Source organism: Mesobacillus maritimus, assembly GCF_023715205.1.
GTDB lineage: Bacteria > Bacillota > Bacilli > Bacillales > Cytobacillaceae > Mesobacillus_B > Mesobacillus_B maritimus_C.
Map to the genome: position 1 here is coordinate 1 of NZ_JAMBNR010000022.1, position 26,497 is coordinate 26,497.

The 26,497-nt window shown below is 39.6% G+C and carries 24 protein-coding genes and 2 tRNA genes; 2 read left to right on the forward strand and 24 right to left on the reverse strand.

The window, feature by feature from the left end; all coding sequences use genetic code 11:
• Positions 1-175: 175 nt before the first annotated feature.
• The 15 genes from dusB to spoIIE all read right to left on the reverse strand — a co-directional run bounded on the left by dusB (position 176) and on the right by spoIIE (position 15,486).
• The gene (gene dusB, locus M3182_RS22975) at positions 176-1,180 is read right to left on the reverse strand and encodes a tRNA dihydrouridine synthase DusB (protein ID WP_251436023.1); all 1,005 of its coding nucleotides are present in this window, start codon (positions 1,178-1,180) and stop codon (positions 176-178) included.
• Positions 1,181-1,199: 19 nt separating this feature from the next.
• On the reverse strand, positions 1,200-1,418 hold the full coding sequence (locus M3182_RS22980) for a helix-turn-helix domain-containing protein (RefSeq protein WP_251436025.1): 219 nt from the start codon (positions 1,416-1,418) through the stop codon (positions 1,200-1,202).
• On the reverse strand, positions 1,370-1,882 hold the full coding sequence (gene folK, locus M3182_RS22985; protein ID WP_251436028.1) for a 2-amino-4-hydroxy-6-hydroxymethyldihydropteridine diphosphokinase: 513 nt from the start codon (positions 1,880-1,882) through the stop codon (positions 1,370-1,372). The genes M3182_RS22980 and folK overlap by 49 nt, the downstream gene beginning before the upstream one ends.
• Positions 1,883-1,884: 2 nt before the next feature.
• Positions 1,885-2,244, reverse strand: a complete 360-nt coding sequence (gene folB, locus M3182_RS22990) for a dihydroneopterin aldolase (protein ID WP_251436031.1) — start codon at positions 2,242-2,244, stop codon at positions 1,885-1,887.
• Positions 2,237-3,079 carry a dihydropteroate synthase gene (gene folP / locus M3182_RS22995; RefSeq protein ID WP_251436035.1) on the reverse strand — a complete coding sequence of 281 codons (843 nt, stop codon included), beginning with the start codon at positions 3,077-3,079 and terminating at the stop codon, positions 2,237-2,239. Before folP ends, folB begins: the two co-directional genes overlap by 8 nt.
• A 270-nt stretch (positions 3,080-3,349) precedes the next feature.
• A complete protein-coding gene (gene cysK, locus M3182_RS23000; RefSeq protein WP_251436038.1) occupies positions 3,350-4,273 on the reverse strand; it encodes a cysteine synthase A in 924 nt (307 codons plus the stop codon).
• A gap of 151 nt (positions 4,274-4,424) precedes the next feature.
• Positions 4,425-5,297 (reverse strand): peptidyl-prolyl cis-trans isomerase, encoded by an 873-nt coding sequence (locus tag M3182_RS23005; RefSeq protein WP_251436040.1) that lies wholly within the window; start codon positions 5,295-5,297, stop codon positions 4,425-4,427.
• Between the two features lie 23 nt (positions 5,298-5,320).
• Complete coding sequence (gene hslO, locus M3182_RS23010; protein ID WP_251436043.1) at positions 5,321-6,199, reverse strand: Hsp33 family molecular chaperone HslO; 879 nt, start codon at positions 6,197-6,199, stop codon at positions 5,321-5,323.
• Between the two features lie 33 nt (positions 6,200-6,232).
• Positions 6,233-7,012, reverse strand: coding sequence for a type III pantothenate kinase (locus tag M3182_RS23015; protein ID WP_251436045.1), 780 nt, complete (start codon positions 7,010-7,012; stop codon positions 6,233-6,235).
• A 119-nt stretch (positions 7,013-7,131) separates the two neighbouring features.
• Positions 7,132-9,108, reverse strand: coding sequence for an ATP-dependent zinc metalloprotease FtsH (gene ftsH, locus M3182_RS23020; protein WP_251560274.1), 1,977 nt, complete (start codon positions 9,106-9,108; stop codon positions 7,132-7,134).
• Between the two features lie 106 nt (positions 9,109-9,214).
• Positions 9,215-9,763 carry a hypoxanthine phosphoribosyltransferase gene (hpt, locus tag M3182_RS23025; RefSeq protein WP_251436139.1) on the reverse strand — a complete coding sequence of 183 codons (549 nt, stop codon included), beginning with the start codon at positions 9,761-9,763 and terminating at the stop codon, positions 9,215-9,217.
• On the reverse strand, positions 9,747-11,174 hold the full coding sequence (gene tilS / locus M3182_RS23030; protein ID WP_251560276.1) for a tRNA lysidine(34) synthetase TilS: 1,428 nt from the start codon (positions 11,172-11,174) through the stop codon (positions 9,747-9,749). The genes hpt and tilS overlap by 17 nt, the downstream gene beginning before the upstream one ends.
• 67 nt (positions 11,175-11,241) lie before the next feature.
• A complete protein-coding gene (gene prkT / locus M3182_RS23035; protein ID WP_251560288.1) occupies positions 11,242-12,219 on the reverse strand; it encodes a serine/threonine protein kinase PrkT in 978 nt (325 codons plus the stop codon).
• Positions 12,188-12,928 (reverse strand): VWA domain-containing protein, encoded by a 741-nt coding sequence (locus M3182_RS23040; protein WP_251436053.1) that lies wholly within the window; start codon positions 12,926-12,928, stop codon positions 12,188-12,190. The genes prkT and M3182_RS23040 overlap by 32 nt, the downstream gene beginning before the upstream one ends.
• Before the next feature lie 86 nt (positions 12,929-13,014).
• The gene (gene spoIIE / locus M3182_RS23045; RefSeq protein WP_251436056.1) at positions 13,015-15,486 is read right to left on the reverse strand and encodes a stage II sporulation protein E; all 2,472 of its coding nucleotides are present in this window, start codon (positions 15,484-15,486) and stop codon (positions 13,015-13,017) included.
• Positions 15,487-15,685: 199 nt separating this feature from the next.
• Here spoIIE and M3182_RS23050 point away from each other — a divergent pair.
• Positions 15,686-15,759, forward strand: a tRNA-Met gene (locus M3182_RS23050).
• Between the two features lie 62 nt (positions 15,760-15,821).
• Positions 15,822-15,893, forward strand: a tRNA-Glu gene (locus M3182_RS23055).
• Between the two features lie 385 nt (positions 15,894-16,278).
• Here M3182_RS23055 and M3182_RS23060 read toward each other — a convergent pair.
• From M3182_RS23060 to mfd, 9 genes are all read right to left on the reverse strand, one after another.
• Positions 16,279-16,725 carry a S1 domain-containing RNA-binding protein gene (locus M3182_RS23060; protein WP_251436058.1) on the reverse strand — a complete coding sequence of 149 codons (447 nt, stop codon included), beginning with the start codon at positions 16,723-16,725 and terminating at the stop codon, positions 16,279-16,281.
• A gap of 115 nt (positions 16,726-16,840) precedes the next feature.
• On the reverse strand, positions 16,841-17,215 hold the full coding sequence (locus M3182_RS23065; protein ID WP_251436060.1) for an FtsB family cell division protein: 375 nt from the start codon (positions 17,213-17,215) through the stop codon (positions 16,841-16,843).
• Between the two features lie 17 nt (positions 17,216-17,232).
• Positions 17,233-17,874 (reverse strand): spore cortex biosynthesis protein YabQ, encoded by a 642-nt coding sequence (gene yabQ / locus M3182_RS23070; protein ID WP_251436062.1) that lies wholly within the window; start codon positions 17,872-17,874, stop codon positions 17,233-17,235.
• Positions 17,871-18,173, reverse strand: coding sequence for a sporulation protein YabP (gene yabP / locus M3182_RS23075; protein ID WP_251436064.1), 303 nt, complete (start codon positions 18,171-18,173; stop codon positions 17,871-17,873). The genes yabQ and yabP overlap by 4 nt, the downstream gene beginning before the upstream one ends.
• 77 nt (positions 18,174-18,250) lie before the next feature.
• Positions 18,251-18,517 (reverse strand): RNA-binding S4 domain-containing protein, encoded by a 267-nt coding sequence (locus tag M3182_RS23080; RefSeq protein WP_251436066.1) that lies wholly within the window; start codon positions 18,515-18,517, stop codon positions 18,251-18,253.
• A gap of 10 nt (positions 18,518-18,527) precedes the next feature.
• Positions 18,528-19,991, reverse strand: a complete 1,464-nt coding sequence (gene yabN / locus M3182_RS23085) for a bifunctional methyltransferase/pyrophosphohydrolase YabN (protein WP_251436068.1) — start codon at positions 19,989-19,991, stop codon at positions 18,528-18,530.
• Positions 19,988-21,604 carry a putative polysaccharide biosynthesis protein gene (locus tag M3182_RS23090; RefSeq protein WP_251436070.1) on the reverse strand — a complete coding sequence of 539 codons (1,617 nt, stop codon included), beginning with the start codon at positions 21,602-21,604 and terminating at the stop codon, positions 19,988-19,990. Before M3182_RS23090 ends, yabN begins: the two co-directional genes overlap by 4 nt.
• A 383-nt stretch (positions 21,605-21,987) precedes the next feature.
• A complete protein-coding gene (spoVT, locus tag M3182_RS23095; RefSeq protein ID WP_285869316.1) occupies positions 21,988-22,524 on the reverse strand; it encodes a stage V sporulation protein T in 537 nt (178 codons plus the stop codon).
• Between the two features lie 306 nt (positions 22,525-22,830).
• Entirely contained in the window at positions 22,831-26,376 is a 3,546-nt protein-coding gene (gene mfd, locus M3182_RS23100) for a transcription-repair coupling factor (RefSeq protein WP_251560278.1), read from the reverse strand.
• Positions 26,377-26,497: the final 121 nt, after the last annotated feature.

Consider the following 26,497-nt stretch of genomic DNA (forward strand, 5'->3'; position numbering starts at 1 on the left):
ATCCTGAAAGTAGCAGGCATCCGCCAGCTACTTTCAGGAAAAAACCAAAAAAATACAAAAGCACGTTGGGAAAAACATCTCGTTTTTCTCCACGTGCTTTAATTTAGGGACTTATCAGACAGCCCCTCTTGTCTTTAACACATGCATTATATGGAAACTTAATTTAAAAGTCAAATTACACAGCTTTTGACTCTGGTTCTTCCATCTTTGCTTCTACTTCATCAACATAGTTCGTTAATAACGTTACAAGCTGGTCGCGGGTTTCGCATTCATTTACCCCATTACGAACTTTTGCGTTGCCGCGAATTCCTTTTAGATACCAAGCTGCATGCTTTCGCATTTCTCGAACTGCAATATTTTCATTCTTAAGCGCGATTAGGCGATCTAGATGAAGAAGGCACACATCGATTTTTTCACGCACAGACGGTTCACCCATTAATTCACCCGTCTCTAAATACTTAACTGTTCGATAAATCATCCACGGGTTTCCTAAAGCTGCACGTCCAATCATAACCCCGTCAACACCTGTTTCATCTAACATTCTTTTTGCATCTTGAGGCGTCATAACGTCCCCGTTCCCGATAAGCGGGATATTAATGGATTGTTTCACTTCACGAATGATATCCCAGTTTGCTGTGCCTTCATACATTTGCACGCGCGTTCGGCCATGAAGAGCGACCGCACTGCCGCCTGCGCGTTCAACCGCTTGTGCATTTTTCACAGCATAGATATGGTTTTCATCCCAACCCATACGCATTTTAACAGTTACTGGTTTATCGACTGCATCTACAACCGCTGCCACCATATCGTAGATTTTGTTTGGATCTAGCAACCATTTAGCCCCTGCATCACATTTGGTGATTTTAGGAACAGGACACCCCATATTAATATCAATAATCGCTGCATTTGTGTTTTTATCAACAAAACGAGCAGCTTCAACAAGCGTTTCTTTCTTCCCACCAAAGATTTGCAAGCTTAGCGGGTATTCACGATCATCAATATATAACATGTCCATTGTTCTATCATTTTTAAATACGATCCCTTTATCACTAACCATCTCTGCGCATACAAGCCCCGCGCCAAACTCTTTAACAGTTAGTCTGAACGCAGAGTTACACACCCCAGCCATCGGTGCAAGAACGACAGGGTTGTCAATTTGAACATCACCAATTTTGAGCATTTCTACCTCCTGTTAACGATTATTCCCTATCCTCGTCAGGTGGAGCTAGTTCATCCACACTAATATTAAGTATTGAAGCAACTTGATTCTTAAACCCTTCATCCGGTAAACGATTCCCTCGCTCTACTTCTCCAAGCACGGATACAGAGACACCAAGTTCTTTAGCGAAGCTTTCCTGAGTAAAACCTTTTAACTTCCGAAAAGCGCGAATACGTCTTCCCCATTTTTCTGCTTCCATATTCGGACTCCTTCTCTATCGGGAACGGAATCTAACTCCCCCATCCCTGGAAACTTTATATGTGAATCTAACTCTAGTAACGGAACCATCACAAAAGCCCGTTCCGTCATCCTTGGATGTGGAACGATTAACTTCTCTGATTCTATATTTTCTTGATTATACAAAAGAATGTCAAGGTCTAATGTCCGTGGCCCCCACACTATTTCCCTTTTTCTCCCAAGTTTCAATTCAATATTTAGCAATACGTCAAGCAACTCAAATGGATCTAAATCTGTTTTTATCTCAATAACCATGTTTAAAAACAGATCTTGTTCGGTATAGCCAACCGGATCTGTCTCGTAAACGGAAGAAGTATTTACCACCTTTACCTTCTCATGCTGATCAAGTTGGTCAATTCCACTCATCAGGTAATGATAGCGGTCCCCGATATTTGAACCAACTGCAATATATGCTGTATTCTCCACACTTATCGACCCCTTGTGATTTCAACTGCAACAGAATGATAGTGACCAGGTATAGGTGGGTCCGGCTTAATCACCTTTACATGGCATAGTGCAATCATATTGAACCTTTCTAAGGCTTTAGCGGCAATGTTTTCAGCTACAGCCTCTACTAATTTGAATGGCTCACCTTCAACGACTTCCTTACAAAGTTTATATAGCTCTGCATAATTTATTGAATCCTCTAACCGATCACTTTTCCCAGCAATAGATAGGTCCAGTTCTACTGTAAGGTCAACCGCAAAGCGCTGTCCAAGCTTTGTTTCTTCTGGAAAAACCCCATGGTAACCGTAAAATTCCATTTTGTTAAGTTGTATTTTATCCATTTTTTTGTTCCTTTCCCATTAAGGCATCCATCATTTTCGCCATTCGTGCCATTTCTTTAACATCATGGACACGTACCATTTGAACTCCCTTTTGAATCCCGTAACAAACAGTGGCGCCCGTCCCTTCTAACCGCTCATGGACAGGCAAATCAAGAACTTGTCCAATCATCGATTTTCTTGAGGTTCCAAGAAGAACCGGATACCCAAGTTGTACAATCGTCTCGAGATTCCTCATCGTTTCAAGATTTTGTTCATGGGATTTTGCAAACCCTATTCCTGGGTCTAGAATCATTTTCTCAGGCTTTACACCAGCGATTTTAGCTAATCCAATACTCTTAAATAAGTCACTATACACATCACGCATAAAAACACGGTAGTCCGTATTATCACGATTATGCTGAAGAATAATTGGGACATCATATTTAGCAGCAACTTTTGCCATATTAGGGTCTGCTTTCACCCCCCATATGTCATTAATAATATGAGCACCTGCTTCTAAAGCATGTTTTGCTACTTCCGATTTATAAGTGTCTACTGAAATGGCCACTTCAACATTTTGGCTAATCGCTTCAATGATTGGTGCAACCCGTTCAATTTCTTCCTCATCCGATATTTTCTTATACCCAGGCCTAGTTGATTCTCCCCCAATATCAATAATATCGGCACCTTCTTCAACCATTTGCTGGGCACGCTTCACCGCTGCCTCAACTTGTGTATATTTCCCTCCATCAGAAAACGAGTCAGGAGTTACATTTAAAATTCCCATGATTAAAGTCTTTTGCTGATAATTCAATTGATAAGCTCCCGCCTGAATAATTCCTAGTGTTTGGTCCATTTCGTCCTCCTAGCTGCCATAATGCATTTTCGTTTAGTTTCTTTTTTATCCCCTACCATCATACAGGATGTAACACTAACTTTCATTTGTTCAACGAGAGCTCTTCCAACTTTTTCACTATGGAGATTCAACATATATGGATATAGCTATATTTCCACTACCGCATTCTCATTATAATAACGAAAGTTAGCACTCGCACCCTATTCAATTTCAAATCAAGCTAACAAAAAAGAGGCTCAGCTGGTAGCCTGCCTCTTTTGGTTTATTGATTTAGTCAAATTGGAACAATGGCGTACTCAAGTAGCGCTCGCCATTACTTGGGATAATTGCCAAAACCTTTTTCCCTTTTCCGAGTTTCTCAGCCATTTGGACAGCTGCATATATTGCTGCTCCTGAAGAGATTCCTCCAAGAACACCAGCTTCTTTTGCTGCACGTCGCGCATATTCAAAAGCTTGTTCATTTTGAACTTGAATGATTTCATCATAGATTTGAGTATCTAAGACATCCGGTACAAAACCTGCTCCAATTCCCTGGATTTTATGCGGACCTGGCTTTCCACCTGATAATACAGGGGAATCCGTTGGTTCAACTGCTACAATTTTAATATCCTTGTAATTTTCACGTAGAACTTTTCCTGCACCAGTAATGGTTCCTCCAGTACCAATTCCTGAAACAAATGCGTCTAATTGGTCACCCATTTGTTCAACGATTTCCGGCCCTGTAGTGCGTTCATGAACAGTTGGATTAGCAAAGTTCTTGAATTGTTGTGGCATAAAATAGCCATTTTCCTGCGCTAATGATTCTGCTTTGCTAATTGCCCCTTTCATTCCATCTGGTCCTGGCGTTAACACAAGTTCTGCGCCATAAGCTCTTAATAGATTGCGGCGCTCCATGCTCATTGTTTCTGGCATAACCAAAATTGCTTTATAACCTTTTGCTGCAGCTACCATCGCAAGACCAATACCAGTGTTTCCACTTGTAGGTTCAATAATGGTATCTCCCGCTTTTAAATCGCCACTTTCTTCAGCTGCTTCAATCATTGCTAGTGCAATACGATCTTTTACACTGCTTCCTGGATTCATATACTCTAACTTAAGATAAACATCGGCACTATTTTCATTTGTAAAACCATTCAACTTAACAATTGGGGTTTGACCTATCAATTCTGTTACTGAATTAGCAATTCGAGCCATTTGAATCCCTCTCTTTATTCCGAGTATTTTTATTGGTTTAATTAAAATTTACCAATAGTCAAACTTATTGTCAATCACTTTGGCTGTAATTTATGTAAAAAAAATGAAAAAAGACATAAACCTTTTGGTCTATGCCTCTCTTTCATTTATATTAACGATTTCTCTCGTTCCCATAAAACCACTCCACTTCTGCCTCACTCCAGAAAGTTTGAGCCGACACAGGAACATCTGTTTGCTCTAAAGCTAATTGCCTGCGAATCTGATCTTTTACTTCTTCAAACGTGTACGTCTTTGCTGCTATTTTCTCATGTAGATAGATTACAGCGTAGCCATCATTAACCTGAATAGGATCAGACCACGTGCCTGGGTCCATTTCTTTTGCGGTATCGGTAAGTGGTCCGATGACTTCATCATCTTCACGGATGACACCTATATCTCCACCACGGTTCGCTGAAAACTCATCTATCGACCGTTCCATGGCTAACGCTGCGAAATTGGAACCGTCCTCTAACTCCGTGATTGTCTTTTCAGCTTCTTCTAATGTGCTGACAATAATCTGTGACAAATGATAGGAACTAGGAAATTCGTAGAAATCACGGTTCTCATGATAATATGACTCCATTTCTTGTTTGGATACAACAACGTCTTTGGTTAAAATCTCCTCAAGCAGCAAGCTAAGTTTAACCTGTTTTTCTAGTTCTTGATTACTTAACTGATATCCTTGAGTACCATACAATTGCTTAAACATTGTTATTTCTTGTTCAAGAGTTTTTTTAGGTATTTTAATTTTATATTCTTTCGCTAATGTTTCAATCACCTTTGCATTGATCATGTCGCGGAGTGTTTCTTCCCCATATCTTGTCTCAAGTTCACTTAGCCACTCTTGCCTTGTAATCTCCTCACCCGCAATGGTTGCCACGCTCTCTTTATTCGCTTTCCAATTAGAAGTAAGGAAAAAAATAACGGTGAAGACATATAAGACAGCTAGGGCCAAAACAACCAGTTTAAGTTGTTTGTTCTCCAATTTCTGTTCCCCCAGATTTCCGCCTATTTTGCTTCTTTTCTAAGTTCCTCTAACTCTTCTCGCGTATATAGATACTTTTCGTTACAGAAATGGCACTGTGCTTCTGCCTGCCCATCTTCTTCAATCATTGCTGTAATTTCTTCTTCTCCAAGGCCAACAATTGCATTTTCAAACCGTTCCTTCGAACACTTGCATGTGAATGCTACAGGTAACGTCTCCAGAATGTTGACATTTTCTTCACCAAGTACTTCTTTTAGCAACTCTTCAGGAGAAAGACCTCTGTCGATTAGCTTTGAAACTGGTGGGACAGTATTAAGGCGATTTTCAATCATTGTGATCGTTTCATCTTCCGCTCCAGGCATTAGCTGAATAATAAAACCTCCAGCCGCTTTAATACTATTATCTGGATTGACTAGTACGCCGACTCCAACGGAAGAAGGGACTTGTTCCGAAGTAGCAAAATAATAAGTAAAGTCTTCCCCTAACTCTCCAGAAACGATTGGTACCTGTCCTGTAAAATAGTCACGAAGACCAATATCTTTCACAACAGATAGCAACCCTTCGGTTCCAACTGCTCTCCGTACGTCCAGTTTGCCATGTTCATTTAAATCAAAGTGAACATGTGGATTCGAAACGTATCCTCGAACATGTCCTTTCGCATCACTGTCGACAAGGATTAAACCAATCGGTCCGCCACCTTCTACCTTAATCGTTAAATTTTCTTCTCCTTTTAACATTGCTCCCATCATGACACCAGCAGAGATCGTCCGCCCTAATGCAGCAGAAGCAACCGGCCAAGTATAATGGCGACGCTGCGCTTCTCCCACTGTATCTGTGCTCTTTACCGCATAAGCCCTAACTTGTCCATTAAAAGCAAGCGCTTTTACTAAATAATCATTCATTCTGTTAACTCCTTTCTAGTTGTCACTATTAGCCTACCCTTTTGCAGTATCTTGATTGCGTTTATAAATCAATCTTAGTCCCTTTAACGTTAAATAAGGATCTACCACATCGATTACCGTTGATTCGTCGGCAATCAGGCTCGCTAGTCCTCCAGTTGCAATAACAGTTGGAGCGACAGGGCTGATTGCTTTCATCCGTTTAACGATTCCCTCTACTTGTCCTACATAGCCGAATAATATTCCAGCCTGCATCGCTGCAACTGTATTCTTCCCAATCACCCCATCCGGACGAGCAATTTCAATTCTCGGTAATTTAGCCGCTTTCGTATACAGCGCTTCTGTAGAGATTCCAATTCCAGGCGCAATCGCTCCACCCATATATTGCTTTTGCTCATTTATATAACAATAAGTAGTAGCAGTTCCGAAATCGACGATAATTAACGGGCTTCCATACTCATGGATGGCCGCAACAGCATTAACAATTCGATCCGCCCCTACTTCACGTGGATTTTCATATTTAATGTTTAACCCTGTTTTTATCCCAGGTCCTACAACAAAAGGTTTAATATGAAAATATTTTTGACACATTCGCTCTAAAGCAAACATGATCGGGGGAACAACCGAGGATATAATAATCCCATCAATATCTGTAGCCTTAAGATCCACATGATCAAATAATGCCTTTACAGACATCCCATATTCATCTTCACTTTTATGGCGGTTCGTTTCTATTCTCCAGTGATACTTCAATTCATCTTGGTCATATACACCTAAAACAATATTTGTATTTCCAACGTCAATGACAAAAATCATATTTCTCACCACTTTATTAATGAAATTTTTTCGAACTGTAAAACCTGCAAACATCATACCATAACTTTTTATACCCTAAAAGAAAAAGACGCCCTATAAAGCAAGGGCGCCTTCATATATTACTCTTTCGGTTTTTCGTCAGTATTCTTTTCCTCTTCAGAAGTTTTCGCTTCAGTTGTTGATGGTGCTTCTTCTCCGCTCTCTTCCTTCTTCTTGTTGATGTTGACCTTCATGTCATCATCTCCAGTGTCAACAGGAGTAGAGCTGCGATCAGGAAGTTTTCCATGGTCCGCTAAATGTCGAATTTGCTCTGCATCAAGTGTTTCAACTTCAAGCAATGTTTTAGCAATAATATCAAGCTTATCGCGATTATCTGTAAGGATTTGTTTTGCACGAGCATAGCTTTCTTTAATAATGCGTTGAATTTCCAAATCTATTTCATACGCAATGGCATCAGAATAATTTTGCTCATTGTGAATATCACGTCCAAGGAACACTTGGCCGCCTTGTGCCTGACCGAACTGAAGTGGTCCAAGCTTATCGCTCATTCCATATTCAGTCACCATTTTTCTTGCAATGTTTGTTGCACGCTGGAAGTCATTATGAGCTCCTGTACTTACCTCACCAAAGACAATTTCTTCGGCAACGCGACCACCAAGGAGCCCAACAATCTTATCAAGAAGCTCTGGTTTTGTCATGAAGTAACGATCTTCTCTTGGCATCATTACGGCGTACCCACCAGCCTGACCTCGCGGTACAATGGTTACCTTATGAACGATATCTGCATCGTCTAAGATCAAACCAATAACGGTATGTCCACTCTCGTGGAAGGCAACAATATTTCGTTCTTTCTTGGAAATGACACGTGTTTTCTTTGCAGGACCAGCGATAACGCGGTCTGTTGCTTCATCAATGTCTTCCATTTCAATTTTCTTCTTATTTTGGCGAGCCGCAACCAATGCTGCTTCGTTCAATAAGTTCTCAAGATCTGCTCCAGAGAAGCCTGGAGTTCTTTGAGCAATTGCTTTCATATTGACTGAATCCGCAAGCGGTTTATTACGAGCATGCACTTTAAGAACTGCTTCACGTCCGTTTACATCTGGACGGTCAACGGTAATTTGACGGTCAAAACGCCCTGGACGTAATAATGCAGGGTCTAAAATGTCTGGGCGGTTTGTTGCCGCAACGATGATAATTCCCTCGTTTGCACCAAAACCATCCATTTCAACAAGCAATTGGTTCAACGTTTGTTCACGTTCATCGTGTCCACCGCCTAGCCCAGCTCCACGTTGACGACCAACAGCGTCAATTTCATCAATAAAAATAATACATGGTGCATTCTTCTTCGCATTTTCAAATAAATCACGAACACGGGACGCACCGACCCCAACAAACATTTCTACGAAGTCTGAACCACTGATTGAGAAAAAAGGAACTCCAGCTTCCCCGGCTACAGCACGAGCAAGCAATGTTTTCCCTGTACCAGGAGGTCCAACCAATAAAATTCCTTTTGGAATTCTTGCACCTAATTCAGCAAATTTACGTGGATCTTTTAAGAACTCTACCACTTCAACAAGCTCTTGCTTTTCTTCATCCGCTCCCGCTACATCCTTAAAGCGAACTTTTTTCTTCTCATCATTATAGAGCTTCGCTTTACTTTTCCCAAAGTTCATAACACGACTTCCGCCGCCTTGAGCTTGGTTTAGTAAGAAGAAGAATAAAATAAAGATGATTACGAACGGAATGATGGACGTTAAGAATGTAACCCAGCCGCTCGTTTCTTTTGCCGGGAGTACTTCTACATTAACCGTTTCAGCGACGGCCCGTATTTCTGCCAACTGTGCCTCGCTATTCCAAACATACGTGATAAACGACTCGTTTTCCTCGGCACCTTTCATTTGTCCTCTTACCTCATAAACGCCACGTTCAGGCTGTATGGTAAGTGACTCAACTTGGCCGTTCTCAAGGTTATCAATAAATTCATGATAAGCAATTGGTTGTGTAGGTTGATTGCTTCCATTGAAGAAACTGACAACACCGATGATTACTAAAAATATTAATAAATAAAAGATGGTATTCCGGAAAATCCGATTCATCCCTTACCTCCTCCCACGAATCAACAGACTATACTAAATATTATCACATAAAATTATTGCTACACAAGGAATTACCCTTGTTAGACGTAAGTGTTTTAGCCAATTCCTACTCTGTCTTCGTTGAATAAACTTCAGGTTTCAGCACTCCAATATATGGTAAATTACGGTACTTTTCTGCGTAATCCAAACCATAACCTACAACAAATTCATCTGGAACGATAAATCCTACATAATCAGCCTGAAGGTCAACTTTACGTCCTGATGGTTTGTCTAAAAGTGTCACAATCTTAATGGATTTTGCCTTACGATAACGGAATAGTTCCACCAAATAACTTAAAGTTAGTCCACTATCAATAATATCTTCAATGATAAGAATATCTCTTCCTTCAACAGAAGTATCCAAATCCTTTAGAATTTTAACCTCTCCCGATGAAACAGTTGAATTACCGTAACTAGAAACATCCATGAAATCCATTTCCAAGTAAGTGTCCATTCGCTTCAACAAATCACTCATGAATGGCATTGCGCCCTTTAAAACCCCAATCGCAAGTGGGAAGCGGTCTTTATATTCCTCTGTTAAGCCTGCTGCTAATTCTTTCGTTTTTTCTTGTAATTCTTCCTCTGAAATTAATACCTTTTCAATGTCGTTTTTCATCATTATTTCTGTGCCCCCTGAAGAAATCATTGCTTATACTTAGATGCATTAACTCACCGGTTTTTGCACTTTCAATTGAATGGCTAGACTTTTTTAAACCAGGTAGCCATAAAATTGTGCCATTTCGGTCGGTGAGGACCGGCCACCGGTCCCTATCAGATTTAGGAACCTTTTCATCAATAAAAATGTCCTTTATCTTCTTTGTTCCCGCCATCCCTTTTAATGACATCCGATCACCCGCTTTTCTTGAGCGTATAATGATTGGCCATCCTGTTTCTCCTACATTAATCAAGAAGGAATCGTAAGTCTTATCTTCGCTTAATCCGGGAGAATCATATCTAGCCGTTATTGAACCACCTCCAGGAAGTTGAATGACCCCTGGACTAATCAATTCAAAATGGTATGGCTCAGATTCAATCAGATTCGAATGAAAAGTACAGTTCCCGTATGAACGGACTACCTTTAACCCATTTGGAAAATCAAGCGAACCGGAAGGATGAGGATTTTGAATCATTGAAAAAATGCTTTCAATATGTATTGCGGAAAGAGAAGAAGGTTGTTCTTCATATAGATAGTTTAATATTAGTTTAATCCCTCTTCTTTGTAAAGGCATTGGCATTTCGAGAAAACCCGCAATATTAAGAGTCACTTTCCCATTGGTTTTCTCCATTACTTTATTCATTTTATCCAAAGTTAATTCAGTAAGATACTGTTCATCACTTTCCAATTCTTCACTAAAACGTTGAAAATGCTCATGTACATGGGGATTTTCACTTTTTAAAAATGGAAGAACGTTTTTTCTGAATCGGTTACGACTATAAATTTCTTTTGCATTACTTGGATCAATCCTCGGCTGAAGTTTATAAGATTGACAATAATCCTCGATTTCTTTTTTTGTTAAGCATAGAAAAGGGCGAATGATTTCACCGTTCGCAAACGGCCGCTTAAATGGGATCCCCGCTCTTGCTTTACCAGAACTTCCACGTGTAAGCCTCATTAAAATCGTTTCGATTTGATCATCGGCATGATGCCCCAAGGCTAAATACCGGATACTATGTTTTTTCATGACCTCCGCATAAAATTCATATCTCAGTTCACGTGCAGCTAGTTGAGATCCTTTCCCTGTCTTTTTCATATACTGCGGGACATTCGCTCGGGTCATCTCAAAAGCAATCCCGCGCTCCTGACAAAATTCATGAACAAACATAGCGTCTTGATAAGATTCTTCTCCTCTAAACATATGGTCGACATGTATAGCCATGATATTCATTTGGAATTTTTGCTTATACTTCCAAAGCAAGTGCAACAAGGCAAGGGAGTCGGGACCTCCAGAGACCCCGACAGCAACAGATTTGTTTGTTAAATTACATTCGTGTTTTTTTAAAAAGTATTGAACCTTTTTTTCTATCATCCCATTACTTCCTTCTATTGATCAACTATCCCTTTAATACGTACAGAACGCGAAAAAGTTTCATCCTTTATAACACTTGAATATAAAGATAAAATACGTATATCATACTGACCGCCGTAATGAGTAGCAATGTTTCTAAAAAACGGCTTTTCTTTTTAGGCTTACTAACAGCGGTTCGATATTTCTTCTGATGTAACTGTGTACGCGACTTTGGAGTACTAGACGACACCGATTGCTTTTGACTAGGACGAAGTGCACCCAGCATATGACTTTTCATTTCAGCCGCCGAAGCATACTTTCCTAGTAAAGCTTTTTTGAGCATCGGTTCAAACCGTTTTAGTTCAGGCTTTCGACGCACCATTTCCATCAACTGAGACTCTCCTCCAGTTGTTTTATTAAAGCGCTTAGGATATGCAGTGTTAATGATAATCATTGCAACTGCAAATAAGTCGTAGCCTACATCTGCCTTTCTACTTCCCATTCCCCAATAGCCACGATCATAAAACTCGGTAAACTCTTTGATCGCACGACCGTTTAGTGTAGTTCCTCCGACATCAATACAACGAATTCTAGCAGGAGGACCTGTTACTAGTAAATTTTCAGGTTTCAAATCACCGAATATCCAACCATTCTGATGAAGAATTTCTAAATCAGACAGCAACTGTAGCACTAACACCTCCAACCACTCTGGACCTTTCTGTTGAACAAATGAGAGAAAATCCGGCCCTTTTATAAACTCCATCACGTAAAAACTATATTGGTGCCCATTTTGATTCCAATCATCAACATCCAATAAAGAAGGTCCAAGGGCAGATCCCTGGACCTTGTTAAAGGACTTTAAAACATTCACTTCGGATGTAATAGAAGATGGATTGTCACTTATCTTTAAAGCAGCTTGACGATCACTCGCTCGAACTAAATAGACAACTCCATTCGCACCCGCTCCAAGCTCTTTAATGATTGTGTATCGTTTCCCATGCCACTTGCCGGAAATGATCGTCCCTGAGCGTATTTTAGATAGACTCTTCAAAGAATTGTTCATCATCATTAGAAAGGAATCTCCTTAATGAACGTTTTTGTTGAAAATAGCTCATTGCTTCCTTTATCGCCGGGCCTGTAGGGGTAATACCACCAGTTGTGAGCTTTGGAAAGATCGAAGAAAGTGTTTCTAAATTTGGTGTCCAATCTAACAACTTTTCGACCTCTTTACGTTTCCCTGGAAATGCAAAGACTGAAAACCGGTTCGATCCTGAACGTGCATTCAAGCTTAAGCTAAGGTCAAGCAGTGCTTCTTTTACCGTTGGCAGTTTATGTTTCATACTTGCACTTGTATCAACTAGAACCAATACTTCCAATTCGACTGTCTCTCCGAGTTCATCAACCACTTCCATTATTTCGCCACGTTTTTCTGGTGGCAAGTCTTCCATTGATGTAGTCGAGCCTCCAAGAATTTGTTGGAGTTCCTTATTTACAACCCCTTGCAAAGTTTGGGTCATTGCTTTTCTCGTAACCATCTGAACCGTTTGCGATAGTTGCTGAGAGTATACAATTTGACTTACTCCCCCACCAGCTAAAGCAATTCCCTCGATTTCCTTTAATCCTTGATCATCAATAACATCTTGCTCTATTACTCCAATTACATTGATGGTCATTCCTTGCTCTCTAGCAAGTGCTGCCATTGCGATTGGGTCTTCCCCTTGGTTGGAGCAACCATCCGTAATCAACAGGATTTGTTTCAAAGTACCCGTTCTCATCGAAAAATCTCCCTTCGTAGCGCAAAATTTACTACCATTTTCGACGAGACACGGATAAATTATACTTTACCTACATAAAATAAGCGTTATGCCTCTTTCGTCATTGGTTGTACAGGAATTGAGGCCCACTTTGGAATATTATGATTGACTTGAGCTACAACAACTGTCATATCATCATCGATCATCCCTGACCTGGAACGAATTACTTCTTCCATAAGTAAATCCGCTATCGCTTGAGGGTCATTGGTCTCTAGTTCACTGATTTTTCGTTTCATCCATAAATCATAATTTTCAACATGCTTTGGTCCTTCAAAGACACCATCACTCATCATTATTAGCAAATCGCCTGCCTTTAACTGTTCACTTACAACATCTACTTCAAAGTCTTGTAATATTCCCATCGGTAAGTTACTCGCTTGTACTTTCAAGATTTTATTTCCCCGTTTGATAAAGCTCGGAGTCGAACCAATTTTTAAGAAGCGAGCGGAAGCATTCTGTAAATCAATCATCGCTAAATCAAGGGTTGAAAAGATTTCATCCGTTGTTCGCAATGATAGAATACTATTCACTGATTTAATTGCTACTTTTTCTTCAATTCCTGATTGCAGGATTTGTTGGAGAAGCTTTAATGTTTCTTGACTTTCTGAGTGTGCTCTCTCTCCGTTCCCCATCCCATCACTAATGGCAATCGCATATTTTCCACCACCTAGCTCAATCATGGAATAACTATCTCCTGAGACTAAATCACCATCTTTAGCGGCATTAGCCACCCCTGTCATAACGGTATAAGCTTTCGCTGATCTAAAGGTAACATGACAGAATCCGGTTGGGATTGTTGAGCATTCTTCGGAGTTTACGAGAATGGTTTCTCCTAAAATATCAGAGAGCATCGGTGCAATCAGTTTTTCACATTCACCATGGCCACCGCAGTAAGGGATCGTCATATCAATATCAACATTTCCTTGCTCGAGGCTATAGATTTCCACATTTTCGATATGGATTCCAAATTCCTGGAGCGCGTTTAAAATTTGCTCTTCTTGTTTATGGTGATTTTCGCGTTCACGCTGGATTTCCTTGGCAAAGTCGCCCATAACCTCGGATACACCAAGCAACTGATTTGCTACTAGTTTTCTACTTTCTTGGACTTGTTTCTTTAGTTTTCTATTGGCCTGATAAAACGATAATTGTTGCTGCATAATGTCATTGACCTTTTTCGAACGTGTACAATGCTTGTCCCACTCTCGAGCTAACCGTGGAGATACTACCCCTGTTTGATCTAATTCATGCATAATATCGCTCATATATTCATAGGTTGTATTAAAGTTCCTTGCCCAACAATGATCCTTTCGAAAGCATGTCTGACAAGTTTTTTCAGTAACATTGCTCAGGAAATAATCTAAATCCCGATCAGGCTCTTCTTGGTCCGTTTGTTCTTCAATGGTTGAAAAACTCTTTGATAAAGCTTGGAAAACATCAGAAAATTGAGCCACTCGCCGCGCCGTGACATCACGCATTTTCCGCATATATTGCTGCTGTTCAGCAGTATATTCTGCTGTTCCTGGAATATATTTAGCCACTCTTGAGGTTAACGAGATTGGCGTTAATAGAAACAGAAGGATTGCCACACCGGACTCAATTAGCATTTGATTTAAAGCAGTTCCTGTTTCTCCGTACATACCAATGAGCAACGTTGCCACCAACAACCCTGCTGAAACACCAAATTTTTTGCCTTCTTTCAAAAGTCCTCCGAGCAAACCAGCAAAGGCTAGTAAACTCATATGAAAGAAGCTAGATAAATTCGCTAGGCTAAAAATTAATCCGGTTACTACACCGACCGTTGATCCTACCGTTGCACCTGCAACAAAAGAAAAGACTAAAACAAGATAACGAGAGAATGTATGTTCAATTGAAATCCCATAAACTGTCCAACCAATTGTGCCAGTCATAATCGAAGCCAACATAATGATCAAGCAGACAATTTCCTCTGTTTTCATGCTTTGCTTTCTTTTGTTAACTGTTAATAATGGAATACCTTGAAAAAAAATAAACGCAAGAATCAATCCAAGTCCCGCTTCAATTCCTGCCATTGCACCACCATAAACACTCAATCCACTTTCTACTATAATCGTCTGCACCATTTCCATAGTCAGTATAGTGACAAACACCAATACCGGTAGCCCCTTCAGTTCATTCTTCACCCATTTACCAGTTAAGCGGTAAAGAACCAAGAAAAGAAGAATGGTTCCAAAGGTTAGAGCAGCCTCCCCCAATGATAGAGTAGCAGCTCCCGCAACGAGACCAAGGAGGGCAATTGGTGCACGATCTCTTCGAATAAAAAAGACAGCCGCAAAAAAGGGAAGGCTAAACGGCGTTAACTTAGCTAAGATTAGTGCACGTCCCAAGAGGAAACCGATAATCAAAAAGATATATCCTTTTCTGAGGAAAAAGCTCTCGATTGCTGTCTGAAGTTTAACTAAGATATCCGAAAAAACAAGTCTTGGTTTGGCAAGACTAGCTTCACTTGCAGGCTTCACCACAGTCCTTTCTACATTTTGCATACCATACACTCCTTGCATTTTGATAGTTGTCCTCAATTATAAAGAAGAGATTGTCAAAATTTTGTCAAAAAGAAGGACAAACCTGCTATTTTCTTTCGACTGTTTCTGTAAAAAACAACGACAAAATTCTTTCAATTTTTTATTGACAGATTTATATAATCTCAGTATTATATAACTTGTGCCTATCAAGGAATATTTTGGCGGTGTAGCTCAGCTGGCTAGAGCGTACGGTTCATACCCGTAAGGTCGGGGGTTCGATCCCCTCCGCCGCTATAGAAATGCGAAGGCGACTGTTCAGCGACGTATGAACTGGAGCGCTTCGAAATCAAAATTATGGCCCCTTGGTCAAGCGGTTAAGACACCGCCCTTTCACGGCGGTAACACGGGTTCGAATCCCGTAGGGGTCATCATAAGAAAAGCGGAAGCGACCGTACGCTTACAAAAAAAGACATAGAATCTATTGATTCTATGTCTTTTTTTGTTTGATCCTTTTCTCAGATTTTGTTGCTTTTAGATAAAGAGAAAAGAATTAGCTATGTTTTCAATGTACAACTTTAAATCAGAAGAAAAGAGCCAGTAAACTTAGGATGGACTCACAATATGACTAATTATGCGTTAAAATCGGATTTAGGATTTTAACAACAATATTTACAAAAGTAGCCTTTTGTTTTTATTTAGAGCTGCTTATGATACTTTCCTTAATGATTATAATTTCTAGAGTAAAATGAAAAGACAAGTCTAACGTGACTTGTCTTTTCAATGCTCCATCTATATAGAATATTCAGCAGCAAGTTACCCTCTTCTAGCTCCACGTCCACCACGTTTGGATTCAGTGTTTCGTTTAAGCGAAGAGAGACGATCTTCACTGTCCTTTAAAAACTTTGCCATTTTTGCTTCAAAATTTTCAGGGCGGCTATTACGATGGTCATTTGTTCTACCATGACGAGGACGCTGGGAATATGGCTTTGAATCAGAACGTTCTGATCTTGCTGGTTTTTCTGGGCGGTCAACCGCTTTTTTAATTGATAAACCAATCTTTCCATCCTTTTCAACATTAAGAACCTTCACTTCAACTTGGTCACCGACTTTTAAGTGGTCGTTAATGTCCTTCACATAGTTATCTGCAACCTCACTGATATGAACTAATCCTGTTGATCCTCCCGGCAGCTCCACAAATGCCCCGAAATTCGTAATGCCTGTTACTTTCCCTTGCAACTTGCTGCCTACTTCGATTGACATAAAAAGATTTATCCTCCTTAAAGAAATAAAGTGAAACTTTAAAAAATCAAACTTAGTTTATATTATACAAAAGCAGGAAAAAGAGTGTCAATAACTGCTCTTTTTGGACGGTTACCTACTCTTTTTCAGGGATATTAAAGATGATTTCGCCTTCTTGAGAAAGAAAGTAGTCTCTTCTTGCTAATTTCGCAATATACTCTTCATCATTTAATTTGACTATCTCTTCTTCTAAGTGTTTTTGTTCTCTTTCTAAATTAGCTAATTGTTGTTCCAATTGCTCACGCTCTGCTAATTTCTCCTCTAATGCTGAGGTTCGAGAAAGAAAAGTAGAAATCATTATAATGGAGACAATCAAGAAAAAGACAGAAAAGACAGCGAGGCGTCTGAATAGCATCTTTCGTTTTCGTTTCTCCAAAATCATAGCCTGTTCACTTTGTTGTACATATTCATTTTCAATCTTGGCGATCTTCCGTTTTCGGATGGCATTCATTTCCTCGCGGTCCTCCCTTATTTTTTACTTTTTATAATGGTTTTTATCTTATTTAATATATTAACTGTGTATTTCTTGAATTTACGAGTAAATCCTGCCATTTTATTATATATTTTCTCGACGTTTTTTTTAATCCTTTTCGGCAAAAGTTTCCAAAGAAGTGAAAAGATTAGCTCGAACGGCTTCCACACTACCTTAAGAATCCAAGTAACAATAGATAATATCATCTTCAATAGCAAGAATAGTCCTTTGCCGGTAAATACGACTAGAGAAACAATTGATAATAAAAGAAAGCGGAGTGGACGATAGATAAGGTTATGAATTAAATTAACCGTTATCTTATATGTCGAAATCATCAGCGAGATGACCCACTCTAAACATTTTAAATACCCGCGTTTTAAGAGGCTTTGATAGGCTGCAAATCCACATAGTAATGCTAAAAAAATATAAAATCGAAGTTCACCTTCATTTACCATAAATAAAACATAAAAGATGGACAGCCCTTGGAGAATCCAAAACAAAACATCATTTAAGAACACAATCCAATTCTTTCTCCGGCGCCGTTGAAGAAAACGGTTATACGTATCTAACGAAGCACCGAAGAGACTGCCCATCCCAATCATGGTAATCATGGTAAGGAATTGGGTTGTCAGTGTCATCTGAACAGCTTGCTAAAGAACCCTTTAGCTTTCTCCCCATGTTGGTCATCTAGGTAAACTAAATCAAAGACCCTTCCCTTAATCGAAACAATTCCCTTATCAACATCCAGGTTTTTCATTTGTAAGTTTTGCCCTCTGATTGCGAGGAACCCCATCACCGTTTCAAGCAAGAATTCCTCATTATCAAAGCTCTCTACCTGTTTTACCCCTGAAATTTCCAGTGTTCGCCTCCCTCTCATGATGACATCATGATCAGGAGCATTGTTTTTTTGTTGATTCGGTTCAAAGTACTGGCTCATTTTCATCCCTCACAATCGCGTTATACACGGTTTGTACATATGTATGATTATGAGGAACTAAATAGAACAAGCCTCTTTTACTCTGATTCGGAAAGTCGTTCTTCTTTCACGACTGTATACATATTTGCTGCTTCATCCTTCTTTGTTGTTTCAACAATTTGCTCGATTTTCACTGTTACACGCTTTTGTCCAAAACGAATCGTAAGCTCATCGCCTACTTTAACATTGGTACTAGCTTTTGCTGCTATGCCATTTACCAAAATTCGTCCCTGATCAGATATTTCCTTTGCCATTGTCCTGCGTTTTATTAACCTTGAAACCTTTAAAAATTTATCTAATCTCACAACAGTTCACCTATTTTCCTTGTTTTTTTGCTTCTACCCAAAAAGCATCCAGTTCCTCAAGTGAATATTCGGCGAATGGCTTATCATTTTGAGCCACTTTTTCCTCTATATAACGAAAACGCCGACTAAATTTTTCGTTGGTTTTAAACAAGGCTTCTTCTGGGTCAATTTTATAATGCCTTGCAACATTAACAAGAGCAAATAATAAGTCTCCAAATTCAAGTTCCATTTCAGTTGAATCATGGTTATCTTTTGCCTCATTCCACTCTCTTAGCTCTTCCTTGACTTTATCGAGAATAGGACCTATTTCCTTCCAATCAAAACCTACCTTTGCTGCTTCCTTTTGCAACTCAACTGCTTTTAATAAGTTCGGCAATCCTTTGCCCACTCCTTCAAGAAGTGACTTTTGAATATTGCCTCCTTTTTCCTCTTGTTTTATCTGCTCCCAATTTTGCAAAACCTGTTCGACATTATCTGCTTCAACTTCACCAAAGACATGGGGATGACGACGAACCATTTTTGCTGAGATTCCCTCAATGATATCGTCAATTGAAAAATAACCATCATCTTCGCCAATTTGCGCATGCAGCATTACCTGTAGAAGAACATCTCCAAGTTCCTCAATCATATGATCAATATCTTCTTCATTGATTGCTTCAATCAATTCATAAGCTTCTTCAATTAAGTACTTTTTTAACGAAACATGCGTTTGTTTTTTATCCCAAGGGCAGCCATTAGGGCCTCTAAGCTCAGCAATAATCTCTCGAAGCTTACTAAACTCCCGGTATAGGATTTGTTCTTGTTGTACTGGTGGCACATATACAGAGGTTAAGTTATGCACTTCTACTTTGTGATCCAATTCGTATAACGGGATCCAGATAATCTCCTCTTCTTTACTACCAGCTGCTGTCACAATAGCAATTGAATACTCATCTGGTAATTTTTCCATTAAACTCAACTTTACCTCAGAGGCAACAAAACGATCATATACTTGTCCGATGATGGTATGTGTTTTTAGATGCATCATTTCCTTAGATAAATCTGTGCCATCAACAAGTTGGAACCCTTCAATTGGATCAATTTTGAGCGCTTGGAACATGGCATCTAAGAAACTTTGTCCTCCGCCAACTTCAATTGTAACATCTCGTTCAGGTCCCTTCTCTAATAAGAGTTGTACTGTACGTTCAGCCACTAATGGATGACCTGGCACAGCATAAACAGTTGTATCAACATTCTCTGCCTGCGCTAAGAGTGTTTCACAAATCTCCTCATAAACAGCAGGAAAATCGCTATGCTTTTCATATATAGAATCAAACGAAGTAAACTTCATCCCTTCACGTTCAAGATCTGCAACAACTGGATGTTCTTTTGTTCGCAAAAAAACATGCTCAGCTTCTACTAAATGTTTGTAGACCCCGTATGGAATCTGGTTAATATCACCGGCTCCTAAACCAAGCACTAAAATTTTCTTCACTTTTTATCGACTCCTGTCTTTTTTGGCATGAAGACTAGTAACTTACTCCCCATTGGAAGCAGTTCAAGTTCTTTTTCTCCCAATAATCTTGTTTTCATAACCAGAACAAGATACACTAACGCACCGATCATTACGGCGGTTAACGCTTGAAAGGTGGCAACCAATCGAAGCGGAAGAGTGGAAACAACAATTAACTCTGTTAAACGCAAATAAATAGATATCACTCCAGCCATAACAGCAGAAGCCAGCAACGTTTTCAATAGAAAACTAGTAGATAACAGCCGCTCTCCCACCGTTTTTCTCACTCTTATAATAAGAACAATCATAATTGCAAGCGAAGCAATAATTGAAGCCATTGCCGCTCCTGTTGTTCCACCTATAGGGACCAGAACGTAATTCAAAAGGAACTTTAAACCAAACCCAAAGGCAACAATGACCGCAGGGTAAAGGAACTGATTCACTCCCTGAAGAATACCAATCAATGTAATAATAACGGAACCTGGTAAAATTAATAAACTGATCCAACCAAGGACGAGGCTTCCCTCACTATTTTTAAAAAGCATAATATTCGTTGGTTCAATAATACTCACCAATCCAATTGCAGCTGCTGCCCCTACCAACATGCTTAACTTTAGAGCAATTCGAATATTTTCAATGACAACCTTCTTATCTTTCACTCCCGTAATTGCTGGGACAACGGTTAAAGCAATGGATGTTGCCACAACAGTTCCTAATTGGATTAAAGGCTGCCCACGATCAAAAACACCTTTTGCAGTCTTGGCCTCCTCTTGAGACAAGTTTGTGGCAGAAAGAAGATTGAATAGATTGAGGGCATCTGCTAACTGAAATAAGATTAAAACCATGCCACTCACACTTACTGCAAATCCTTGAACTAACAGAGATTTTGAGACCGGCCAAAAGTCTGTTCGTAATTTTTTAAATTCATAGGTATGTAAAAGAACACCGTTAGACGATCGAAAGAAAAGTGTTCCTAGAATGAGGAATCCAATGACTCCTCCTGTCACTGAACCAAACACAGCGCCACTTCCTGCTGTATATAAAGAATAGCCATTACGGACGAACAAGTATGAAAGAATTAGAATGGTCATGACGCGAACAAGTTGTTCCCCCACCTGAGAAATTGCGGTCGGGATCATATTCCCAGCACCTTGAAAATACCCCCTAAACACGGATGTGAACGGAAAAAGCAAGAATGGGAAGGCCATAACACGAAACAATCCTGCTAACTGTTCATCCCCCATTATGACGGCTATCCATTGAGCACCGAAGAAAAAAACGCAAAAAAGGAGAAGTGCCACAAACGTTAGCAAATACAGTGAAATGGATAACAATCTTATGGCTCCAGATTGGTCTCCTAACGCTAGCGTCTCTTTATATAACTTTGAAATAACTACTGGAAATCCCTGTGTAGCAAGAATAAGCAAGATCCCATAGAAAGGATAAACTTGCTGATAAATATAAAAACCTATGTCCCCGACGATATTTTGAAATGGGACACGGTAAATTGCACTCAAAATTTTCGTTATCAAGGCTGCTGCCGTTAAAATCATTGCACCCCTGAACAACTCCTGCGAACCTGATATGGGTTTCATTCCCCAACTTCCTCCAAGTCTTCATTGTCAGTGTATTATACCATAAAGGAGATAAGCAAAATGACGGCGGAACTAATTGGAGAACTGTTTTCATCGTTCCCTTACTAGTATTTAAACAAAGGCTATTTTCGTAAGGATTGTTGTAAAATCCTAAGTCGATTTTAACGCAGGATAGGCCATTTTGTGCGTTCATACTAGGTTTACTGGTTCTTTTCTTCTGATTTAACGTTGCTGTCCAGTGAAACACAGCTAAATTTTTCTCTTAATATCTAAAAAGCAACAAGGTTTGAAAAAAGAGCTTAACCAAAGGAAAAAGAGCCCAACCCCAAAAGCTATATGCCTTTGGGATTAGCCCCCTTTTCCTCTACCTCGAAAACATATGTTTATTGTTCCATTTGTCTTGCTAAGAATCCCGCTGCTGTTTCAACAGCTTTCTGTTCAACTTCTCCTAAGGAGCCTTCTTTGGAATAAATAATCACAGATCCAATTGGGTCACCATTCGCAATGATTGGACCAATTGTATAGGAAGCAATCTCATCTTCAATACCATCAACAAGTGTGACTGTTCCTTGTTGTGTCATCAAAACAGATGAGCGTTCTTCCATCGTTTTTTCAACTAAATCGCTTATGTTTTTATTTAAATAATCCTTTTTTGAACCTCCAGCGATAGCAATGAAAGAGTCACGGTCACATATAAGAACCGGATTACCCAAGCTATCATATAAAGCTTCTGCATATTCCTTTGCAAAATCACTTAGTTCACTAATTGGCGAATACTTCTTTAAAATAACTTCGCCATCACGGTCAACAAAAATCTCTAATGGGTCACCCTCACGAATCCTTAGTGTTCTCCGAATTTCTTTCGGAATCACCACTCGACCTAAATCATCGATACGACGAACAATACCAGTTGCTTTCATCCAACGTTGCCTCACTTTCATCTGATGATTGTTTTTGACAATGATGGTTGAACCCCTTTTTTTATCCACCATTACCATGATTGAACTTAGTATCTTTCATCTGGAAAGTTCTATTCACATCAGAGAAGATTTTCTCTTAACTCAATCCCAAAAGTGGTTAAACATTCCATTGTAACTGATAGTATTTAATACCCTCGTATCAGAATTTGAAACCTTAACTGTTTTACATTTTGATTACAAGGCCGCTTCGTAAGGATCTTAAGTTGGTCCTGTTCAATTTATGAAATGAGCACTCACAACCAACCATTAACTTGATTTTGTCACCGAACTTTCTTCATCTCGAATTGAATCATGAAGACCTTTGACCATTTCAAACGTAATCGATAGCCATTCTTCTTGCTTTAGTGACTTAGTATGAACCACCATCTTCAACCTACTACCGTCCATTCCTAAACCTACATTTCTTCGGTATTTATCGCTGATTTTAAAGATTTTTTGACCATCGATGCGTTGCGTCCCATCTTCAGACACCAAAATGGTGATATCTTGTTTTGCTTGTTTAATCGAGTCGACCCCAGCCATTTCCGCAAATATCTTCAACTCAGAAACTTTAAAGAGATTTTCAACCTCCTCTGGATAATCACCAAAGCGGTCAATCATTTCTTCCTGTAATTCCTCAATATCCTTTATCGTTTCAAGGCCACGGAAACGCTTGTACATTTCAATCTTTTGATGACCATCTGCAATATACTTATCCGGAAGATAAGCATCCACTTCTAAATCAATTTCAACCGTGCGACGAACCTTCTGTTCATAACCAGGCTTTCGTTCTTCAATTGCTTCTTTTAACATTTGTGAATACAAGTCAAATCCAACAGAATCGATAAATCCATGTTGTTCTGCCCCTAGAAGATTTCCTGCGCCACGGATCGATAAATCACGCATCGCAATTTTAAATCCAGAGCCTAACTCAGTGAATTCCTTAATGGCCTGCAATCGTTTTTCGGCTACTTCTGTTAAAACTTTATCTTTACGATACGTAAAATACGCGTATGCAACGCGATTTGAACGACCTACACGACCTCTTAACTGATAAAGTTGCGATAACCCCATCCGGTCAGCATCGTGTACAATTAACGTATTTACATTCGGGATATCGACCCCTGTTTCGATAATGGTAGTACTTACTAAAACATCGAACTCTCCTTCAAGGAAACCGAGCATGACTGATTCGAGCTCATTCTCAGTCATCTTCCCGTGGGCATAGGTCACACGTGCATCAGGGACAAGCATGGAGATCTCTTCCGCTTTTCGTTCAATATCTTCAACACGATTATAGAGGAAATATACTTGGCCATCTCGCGCAAGTTCACGTTCTATTGCCTCACGAACAAGCCCACCATTATATTCCATTACATACGTTTGAACTGGGAAACGATTTTCTGGAGGGGTTTCAATTACCGATAAATCACGTACCCCTAACATTGACATATGCAAAGTTCTTGGAATTGGAGTAGCCGTAAGTGTTAATACATCGACATTGGTTTTTAATTGTTTAATCTTTTCTTTATGAGTCACCCCAAAGCGTTGTTCTTCATCTATAATCAGCAAACCTAAGTCTCGATAGGTAATATCCTTTGAAAGAATACGATGAGTACCAACCACAATATCAACCGTCCCAGCTTTTAAACCTTTAATGGTTTCATTTTGCTGTTTTCTCGTTCTAAAACGGCTTAACAATCCAATATTGATTGGGTAATCCTGAAATCTTTCGCGCATCGTTTCATAATGTTGCTGAGCCAAAATGGTCGTTGGAACAAGCAAAGCAACTTGCTTCCCATCAGCAATGGCTTTAAAGGCAGCTCGGATAGCAACTTCTGTTTTCCCATATCCAACGTCCCCGCAAAGCAAGCGATCCATTGGTCGCTCCCTTTCCATATCTTTCTTGATTTCTAGAATAGAACGTAGTTGGTCTTCCGTCTCTTCGTATGGGAATGCAGCTTCGAATTCTCTTTGCATATCACCATCGGGAGAGAATGCATAACCTTTGCTTGCTTCACGCTCTGCATAAAGTTTAATTAAGTCATCTGCAATATTTTGGACCGATGATTGAACTTTGTTCTTAACTCGTTTCCAATCATTCCCACCGAGTTTGTAAATCTTCGGCTCTTTTCCTTCTGAAGCCACATATTTTTGAATCAAATCAATTTGTTCAACCGGTACATAAAGCTGGTCTGTACCCTGATAACGAATGTTTAGGTAATCCTTATGAACACCGTTTATTACTAGCGTCTCGATTCCTAGATACTTTCCTATCCCGTGATTTACATGGACAACATAATCGCCAACTTTAAGCTCAGAGTAACTTTTGATCCGCTCGGCATTGGAAAGCTTTTGACGACGTTTAGTTCGCTTAACCTTTTTATTAAACAACTCTTCTTCCGTCAAAACAGCCAACTTTTGGATTGGCATTTCAAATCCGGTATTCAAGCTACCTTCTACAATCTGAACCTTTTCCATCAAGATTGATTCAGAATCAGGGATGCGGATTGCCTCTATCTCATAATCCTCTAAAACTCGTTCAAGTTTTAAAGCCCGTTCTTCATCTGCTCCCATTAGGACAACCGTATAATTGCCTTTCTTCCAACGCTCAATTTCTCCTTTTAACACATTCATTTGTCCGTGGAAATTTTGCATTGGCTTACAAGAAGTATTGACGATGTTTTGTGGGTTTGTATTTGGAACATGCCTTAAAAACAGATTCGTATAGATGATCGATCTGTTTGTTTTTTGAAGCAAATCAGGTAACTGGTGTGAAACTTGAATATCATGAATGATTTGCCCTGCGCTTAAAAGGTCGGTATACCATTCTGCTTCATCCTTATTCAATGATTCATTCATTTCCTGAACACGACCTACTTCATCTATGAAAAGAAACCCCTCTTCACTCAGGTAATCTAGTAAACTGTGAGGTTGTCCATAGGCGAGTGACAAATATTTAAATAATTGATCCGGTTTTTGACCGTTTCGTAATAATTCCAACTCATACTCAATGTTTTGCATTAGTTGACTTTTGGCTTTCTCGTCTTTGAGCTTTTTTAGACTCTTACTCAAACCAGATTCAAGGCCTGTAATTAATTGCTCCACCTGACTAGGATCTAAAACATTTTCAGTTGCCGGACCAATTTGAACAGAATCAAGTTTTTCTTTAGAGCGTTGATCTTCTAAAGAAAAGGAACGAATGGAATCAACCTCCGTGTCAAATAATTCAATTCGAAATGGATCAACGGCTGTTAATGGATAAATATCAATAATTCCTCCGCGAACGCTGAATTCTCCAGGTGCGGCAACCAAATCTGATCGCACATATCCCATATCGACAAATTGTTTTAACAGCTGTTCAATTTCAATCTCATCCCCAACCGAGAAGGAGACTTGAAAACGCATCCACATTTGCTTTGGTGGTAAAATCTTGCGTAACCCAGCCATTGGGGCAATAACAATTCCTTTATTGTTACTCGCCAAATAATTGAGTGCTTCAATTCGTTGAGCCTTCAACTCCGGCGACGAAATGCTTAACTCTGCAGCAATCAGTTCATTTGCTGGATACAAGTATAAATTATTTTCCCCGAGTAAACCCGTTAAATCATCATACATTTTCTGTGCTTGAAGTAAATTATGTGTTACGACAAGGACAGAACGGTTTGTTTTCTCATAAATAGACGCTAAAAAAACAGCCCTTGCTGACCCGGATAGTCCAGCTACAAGTTGTTCTTTTAAGCCTACCTCCATTCCCGATATGACGGAATGGACATCATCTTGTTGACTAAAAAGAGCTTTAAGCCCTTGCATCCCATCCTCTCCCTCACTAAAGAATGCTCCAGGCGAGTTTGCACTGGAGCTAGAATATTCTAGCTTTGTTTTCAAAGTTATAGAACGAATCCATATAGAAACAGAAAAATGCTTTGGATTA